This is a genomic window from Halalkalibacter sp. AB-rgal2 (assembly GCF_041821005.1).
Classification (GTDB): Bacteria; Bacillota; Bacilli; order Bacillales; family Bacillaceae_D; genus Halalkalibacter.
Window position 1 is genome coordinate 1 of sequence record NZ_JBGUAV010000055.1, and the last position, 2,617, is coordinate 2,617.

General features: G+C 31.3%; 1 protein-coding gene and 2 pseudogenes. 2 read left to right on the plus strand and 1 reads right to left on the minus strand.

The window, feature by feature from the left end; all coding sequences use genetic code 11:
- Nucleotides 1-205 precede the first annotated feature (205 nt).
- Entirely contained in the window at nt 206-1,852 is a 1,647-nt protein-coding gene (locus ACERJO_RS20860; RefSeq protein ID WP_373648768.1) for a DNA cytosine methyltransferase, read from the plus strand.
- Between the two features lie 198 nt (nt 1,853-2,050).
- A pseudogene (locus ACERJO_RS20865) lies at nt 2,051-2,272 on the plus strand (hypothetical protein); the annotation flags it as partial.
- 125 nt (nt 2,273-2,397) lie between these two features.
- Here ACERJO_RS20865 and ACERJO_RS20870 read toward each other — a convergent pair.
- Nucleotides 2,398-2,617, minus strand: a pseudogene (locus tag ACERJO_RS20870) (hypothetical protein); the annotation flags it as partial.

The window sequence follows — 2,617 nt, forward strand, 5'->3', positions numbered from 1 at the left end:
TATGCCCACTTACCGAAAGTTAATACCCTTATTAACAAAAAAGCTCAGTATAGATACACATACTTAGCACGTATTTCTGTTTTTATATTTGTATCTTCATTTTGCAAAAATATATTCAGGAATACAGATTTTGCTGCTGCACAAATAGACAAATTTGATTTATAATTATATAATATGTTATTTATTAAATTTGAAGGTGGAGTAGATGGAAAAACATAAAGTTTTAGACTTATTTGCCGGAGCTGGAGGATTAAGTCTTGGATTTAGCCAAACTGGTAGGTTTGAAACTGTATTGGCTGTAGAAATCAATGAAAATGCAGCTAAAACATATACTCAAAACCATAAAATAGAAGTTAATACCCAAGATATTAGAAGTATAAATTTTAAGGATTACAAAAAATATCCTAAACTTAAAGACGTTTCCTTAATAATTGGCGGTCCCCCATGTCAAGGTTTTTCGAACGCAAACCGTCAGAAGAGCGAATTGTTTTCGAATAATAACCTTTTAGTTAAAGAATTTGTAAGAGCAATAAAAGAAATCCAGCCAGTTGCATTTGTAATGGAAAATGTGAAAACTATTAGTTCAGATAAACACAAATTCTTCGTAACCAATGGTGAACTAGAAGAAATAACTTCAATTGGTGTTCAAATTAAAGAAGAAGATCTCTTTATTGGCAACTCGGATTTCTTTAATGAACACCTAATGAACTTATTTAATGAAAGAAAAATATTAAGTTCGTTTGCAGATACTAGCTTGATTACTAAACTAAAATCTCTTGTTAGATATGCTAATAAACACAAGAGTGTTAAAGGCTTTATTGATAAAAACTCCAGTTTCTTTAATCGCTATATTCCAAACTGGAATCAACATTTTAATACTTACGAATACGAAGAACTCAGAGATCTTATATGTGATTTTAAACTAGCTCTTGAATCTGATACAAAAAATGAAGACTTTTCTTTAACCTTATTAGCTCAAGCAAAACAAATTATAGAAATACACAACATAACCTTAATATTTAAAGAAATTATTGAGAAAAAAATAGAGTATTCCACGACATTCACCAAGAAAGGAAAGGGGATTTTTGTTAAAGGTTTTACTTTCACCGTTATCGATTATTTATTAAAAACCTTTGAGTCACTAGGTTATCTATTAGCTTATGATGTATTGAATTCTGCACATTTTGGTGTTCCACAAGAAAGAAATCGATACTTTATTATTGGACATAGAAATTCGCAACCCTCACTTCCTGCATCAATTTTATCTAAGGAAGACTTTTTTAATATTGGACATGCTATTGAGGATCTTGAAGAACTCGAGCCTAGTTTTAATGCATCGGATGATACACAAATTAAAAAGAACAAAAGGTTAAACCATCCATTAAGTAAATATCTAAACGCAGATGTTGAGTTTCTATCTAATCATGTTGTTACACAATCAACAAAAACTGCTCTCAAAAGGTTCAAAAGTCTTACCCCTGGTCAAAATTTCCATAATTTAGATGATTCATTAAAATCAACCTATGCTGATAATAAAAGAACTCAAAATACAATCTATAAAAGGTTAGATTATAGCGATGTTTGTAATACCGTTGTAAATGTTCGAAAATCAATGTGGATACATCCTATTAAAGATAGAGCAATTAGCATCAGAGAGGCCGCTAGATTGCAATCCTTCCCTGATGACTATATTTTTACCGGGACAAAAGATTCCCAATATCAACAGATAGGAAATGCTGTTCCACCACTACTGGGTAGAGCAGTAGCCGAGCAGTTACTGTCTAGTCTTAATGATAAGCCACAAAAATCGTTAGTACAGCTATTTAATAAAGAAAAAGAAGCAGTTTACTAAATTAATGAACTGCTTCTTTTATATGTTTCTCTATGTCAGAGTATTGCTCATCAACAAATCTTTCCCAACATTCCTCTCTCTTACACTATTGAGTTACATTAGTCCCGGCTATAGGCGGGTTTGTAATATGATTCAAAGTATATGAGGCAATGAGTCTCAAGTTATTTTGAAGCTCAATACTGAGTTGTTAAGTATTACTCTAAATCTATATTAGGTATGAAAAATGATATGGAAGAAACAGCAGAAGATTACCCACTTGCTCAGTTTATTTTTGAGCAAAATGGTAAATCAATTAAACCTGTTGAGTTCTTCTTGCTTACAAACTATTTATATAAGGCGAATGAGAGAATTATACTCCCAGAAATAAAAGGATTAAAAGTAAAATATCACATTTGGGATATTTTACCAGTCGATCAATGAAACTCAAGGCTTAGATAATATTGAAATTAATTTTGAAATACAATTTGGCAAAACTTTTGAGCTACTGAATAAGAGACACTCTCAGGAAAAACAAGGAAATGTTTGTGGTATATAATAACGGTGTTTCAACCGTTGCAGAAGGTGCTATATTTAGGGTCTTGACCTGATTTAAACGCTTTGTCCATGTTTCGCTTAGAAATAGGATAAAAAACTGAATCATTATATGGTCCCTGCGTCCAATAAATTTGGTATTCTCCATTTTTATCTATAATTGTAAAGCCATCGACACGATATATTTTTTCCATTCTTTCTACTTCCATAGGTTGTTTCTTATGACTCAAATTC